Below are 4,622 nucleotides of genomic sequence, written 5' to 3'. Positions count from 1 at the left end.
ATACTTAAAGCAAATCTTTTGCGTTAAAAGGAAAGCTGTCTCAATGAAAAAGTTGGTTGCTGTACTTGCTGTAATTGTTGTTTTAACTGGATGCGTTTACGACCCTGTTAATTACGACAAAATACACGACCAAGAGTTCCAAGACCACCTCAGGCAAAATGGTTAGTAATAAAAAACCCACTCAATGAGTGGGTTTTAGTATTTAAAAAGCGTGCAGTACAGCGTTTAATTTTGGACTTAATGGGACAGAGCGAAGTCATAGATGAATGGATGGACGCGATTATTGATCGTTACTTCCGTGGGCAGTCATGGCCTGAGATGGTTAGAGAAGATCGTTCGCAATCAGATGCGCGAAGTGATGTGAAGTGTGGATTGGCAGTGTTGCATTGTCGTGTCGGTATGGGTTTATAAAATTAGTTCTGTAGCTATCCTCATCTCTTGGTATATAATTTAATTCACAATGCCGAAAGTAAGTATGTATATTAATTTGAAGATAACAATTACGTTATCTTATTAAAATTGCTTAATATTGTACTTTACATTAATTGCGTAATTTTTTGATTAAAATTTAGGTGGTCTCTTCAATGGTTGAACAAAGTGAACTCTTTTGCTCTGATGGTCAAGAGGATGAAACCTTGCAAGAACAAAAAGAATTTGAGCAAGAAGAAAAAGAATCTGTAAAAACAATAGCTGAACTTTCATCAAATACGAGATTAACACCTTATGATACTGCGAAGATCGATATTATTGTTAAACCTATGACGATATCCAAATTATTAGATAGGCTTGAAAATGATGAATTGCAATTAGATCCTGATTTTCAACGAGCGAGTAATCTATGGGATAACAAGAGAAGATCTAGATTAATTGAATCAGTAATATTAAAAATTCCTTTACCTTCTTTCTATTTTAACGAAGATGATAAAGGAAATTATTCGGTAGTAGATGGATTACAAAGACTAAGTGCAATTTTTCAGTTTATTAATAGTAAAGAACTTTCAAGATCACTGAATCTTAGAGTTGATGATCTAAAACTAACTGATATGCAATACTTAACAGACTTAAACGGTAAAACGTATGATGAGATACCTAGACATTATAAAAGAGCTATTAATGAGCTTGAAATAACATCTACAATTATTAGACCTAGCACGCCAGATTTGGTACGATTTAATATTTTTGCACGTTTGAATCAAGGTGGATTGCCAGTCAATGGTCAGGAAATTCGTAATGCAATTTATCCTGGTATTTGGCGAGGTCATGTCTCTAAAATCGCAAATAGTGAGAAATTTTTAGAATATACAGAAAATAAAGTTTCTAAAAAGAGACTTATGGATCATCAAATGGTTCTTCGTGTTTTTGCTTTATTTGCTACAAATGGAAAAAGATTTGATAAAAATATTTTAGATGATTTTCTGAATCATACATTAGTTGAATATATATTAAAATGGTCTAGTGAGAGATGGGAAGAGGAAGAAATAAAATTTATTAAAGGTATGAAAAATGCCAAAGCTATTTATGGAAAAAATGCATTTCGAAAACTAGATAGTAATAAATCATCAAAACTGCCAATAAATAAAACAATATTTGAAATTCAAGTATATTTGTTGGGAAGTGGTGTTTATAATGACGATCAAATCAATAAGCTTATTTCTAATAAAGATGGTGTAGTTGAGTATACAGAGTTTGAAATGAAAAATAATAGAAACTTCTTGGATGCGCTTAGTAGCAATACTGGTTCAGATAGTTCTTATTCAATAAGAAAAGCTGTATTTGAAAATATTTTTAAAGCATATTTTGAGTAATAGTATGATTAAAAACTTAAAACTTGAAAATTTTAAATCTATAGTTAAACAAGATTTTAATTTTAAAATGTTAAATGTTCTAACTGGTTTAAATGGATCTGGTAAGAGTTCTGTATTGCAAGTTTTGGCACTCCTAAAGCAATCTTTAGATATTGATGAAAGCGGTAAAATATTATTCTTGGTAGGGAATTTAATTTCTTTAGGTAAATCAAGTGATATATTATATGAATTAGCTTCAAATAATAATATTAAGATCGATATTTCCAGTTGTTATAGCACAAGTGTAGAAGCTAGTAATATAGTATTAAATTATAGCATTAATGAGTCCGAGAATAATGATATTATTCAAGGAAATGTTTTAGGTGATAGCAATGTTTTAAAAAAAAATATAAGTAATTTTCAATATATACAAGCAGATAGAATTTCTCCTAGAAATTCATATCCACAAGCAAGTACTTTTAATAGAGCAACTGGTTGGTTAGGGGTAAATGGAGAATATACTATTGATTATATTCAGCAAAATGAGGATGTGATTGTTTCTGAGAAGCGTTGTATGAAAAAAGAATATTCCTCTATTCCTGAGGATTTTCTAACAACCATTGCTCCTACTTTAAAATTAACAGATCAAATTTCTGCTTGGTTACAAGAAATTAGTCCTGGTGCACAGCTGAACGCAGAGAAGATTGATCATATTGATGCAACAACTCTAGCTTTTAAGTACAAAACTATATCTCAGGTCACAAGTTCTGATAGAAGACCTATTAATGTGGGATATGGATTAACTTATTCTTTACCTATAATTACAAGCTGTTTAACTGCTAAACAAGGATCAATTCTTTTATTAGAAAATCCTGAAGCTCATTTGCATCCTAGAGGGCAGCTTAAATTGGGTATTCTTTTAGCGTTGTGTGCTCAAGATGGAGTTCAAATTTTTGTAGAAACCCATAGTGATCATTTATTAAATGGTATTAGATTAGCAACTAAAAAAAATATAATAAGTGCGGAAAATGTTGAAGTTTTTTATTTTGATCGAGATTATGAAACAGGGATAACACAAGTAATATATCCGCAACTTCAAGAAAATGGCAGATTTTTGAATTGGCCAGAAGGGTTCTTTGATGAGTGGGAAAAAGCTTTAGACGAATTATTAAGTTAAATTTTTATTATGAACTCTAACATTATATTTTTAGACGATACCCCATCATTACGTGATGAAGAAATTGTAGATCATTTTGCGAGTAATATTAGCAAGCTAAGTGAGACTTTTTTGGCTATAAAAAAAATAAGACCAGATATTCAAATACATATGAATACTAGGTTTTTTGAATTAAGGATTTCAGAAAGTATAATTTTACAGAATATTTCTAAACAGCTCCAAAATACTGTAAAAGAAGAACTTTTAAGTTTTAAAGTAAATTTGCAAAAAAATCCCTACTCATTAGGAAGTGATAGTAAATTGGAGAGCTATTGGGGCATGCAGGTTTTATATAATCAGCATCCTTATGACTCATTAATATGGACGTATTTGCTTGACTCCCTAGTTATTTCATTTGATAAAAAATTATTGAATTGGAATACTGAAACTATTGAAGCTCAATTACTCAATATAGAGGACGAAGATGTGGGTGAGGAAAATATTGAAATACGTCATGCGTGCAATCCTCATCATGTAAAAATATATCATGGCTGGTTTTCAACGTTTGAAAATCCTCCAAAACTTGAAGAGTTCTTGGAATCTCCTAATAATTTTCTTAGCCAAATAAAATTACTAGATGAAGCTAAAGATAATATTAGAGAATTAAGGAATTTTTATACTTCTATTTATAATACCTTAGCTACAGTTAATAGTGATTTGCTAAATTGGGATCAACAATCTGAAATTGCTTTTTCATTAAAAAATGCTGGAGGTGAACACAAAAAAAGGAAGCAAGTTTTAGATGATGCCGGCTTAAAAGGTTATGAAGCACATTTCTTTTTTACTGGTATTGCTGGGAGAATCCATTACAAACTTATAGGTAATACGGTAGAAGTAAAATATATTGGAAAAAAAATTGGAGTGTAATTACTTAAAGGAATAGTTTTATTTTTCTTCTTTGATGATAATTTTCAAGAATCATAATTGGATCAATATAAATACATTTGATGATAGGGAAGGCTGTATCCAGATAGCCACCAGTTTTCTGATCTTGCATATGAATCTTATCAAATGCATTTTTTTGCCCTGGAAAGATCAGGGCATTTTCAAATTGATAGCCTGAAAATTCTGGCATTATTGAAATTGCTTTTTCATAGAAGAACTGTTTAACGAGATCTGCCCAGCCCGGAGCATTTTCTATATTGGTTGCTTCATAATATTTGGCATCCAGAATAGTCAGTTTTTTAGCTGCCTTGTCTTCAATCACGATATCAGTTCGCATACCTGATTTTTTCGCCGGTATTGCTGTTCCATCTGGCATTATAAATACCGGTTTAGGTAACCGGCTATTAATATCAATGACATTATCAAGGCACCTGGAAAGCATATGCTCCCAAGCGACATGAAAACGTGTAACACCAATGATCTGGTTCTTCTGCTCGTTACCTTTATAGGCTTCAAAATACTCAATAAGCGTTTTTAGAAGAAGGGTCTGGCGATCGGCAAAGTGATTTCTTATTTCATTCTTTAAAACCGAAATCTGGGCGTCAGTAGACAGGGAAGTTTCACCATACTGTTTTAATGAGTAAGGGACTCTATTCTTGCCTGTGAAAATAAATCCGTAGTTTTTATATACCTGTTTAAGGATCCCGGCATGAATACGTGTAATTTCTGAATTGGTA

At 31.5% G+C, this 4,622-nt stretch carries 4 protein-coding genes and 1 pseudogene; 4 read left to right on the top strand and 1 reads right to left on the bottom strand.

Features of this window, described 5'->3' with window-relative positions; all coding sequences use genetic code 11:
* Positions 1-210: 210 nt before the first annotated feature.
* The 4 genes and pseudogenes from UC75_RS03585 to UC75_RS03570 all read left to right on the top strand — a co-directional run.
* Positions 211-411, top strand: a pseudogene (locus UC75_RS03585) (hypothetical protein); the annotation flags it as partial.
* A 173-nt stretch (positions 412-584) separates the two neighbouring features.
* Positions 585-1,805, top strand: a complete 1,221-nt coding sequence (locus UC75_RS03580) for a DUF262 domain-containing protein (protein WP_049836713.1) — start codon at positions 585-587, stop codon at positions 1,803-1,805.
* A 4-nt stretch (positions 1,806-1,809) separates the two neighbouring features.
* Positions 1,810-2,961: a DUF3696 domain-containing protein gene (locus UC75_RS03575; protein WP_049836712.1), complete on the top strand. Its 1,152-nt coding sequence runs from the start codon at positions 1,810-1,812 to the stop codon at positions 2,959-2,961.
* Positions 2,962-2,970: 9 nt separating this feature from the next.
* Positions 2,971-3,867 (top strand): hypothetical protein, encoded by an 897-nt coding sequence (locus tag UC75_RS03570; RefSeq protein ID WP_049836711.1) that lies wholly within the window; start codon positions 2,971-2,973, stop codon positions 3,865-3,867.
* A 4-nt stretch (positions 3,868-3,871) separates the two neighbouring features.
* Here UC75_RS03570 and UC75_RS20035 read toward each other — a convergent pair.
* Positions 3,872-4,622, bottom strand: a 751-nt coding sequence (locus UC75_RS20035) for an LlaJI family restriction endonuclease (protein WP_228137058.1), incomplete at its 5' end; no start/stop codon positions are given.

Origin of the sequence: Acinetobacter sp. V2 (genome assembly GCF_001188385.1) — a bacterium.
In the GTDB taxonomy this organism is placed as follows: domain Bacteria; phylum Pseudomonadota; class Gammaproteobacteria; order Pseudomonadales; family Moraxellaceae; genus Acinetobacter; species Acinetobacter oleivorans.
This window is presented reverse-complemented; position numbering and strand designations above follow the sequence as displayed.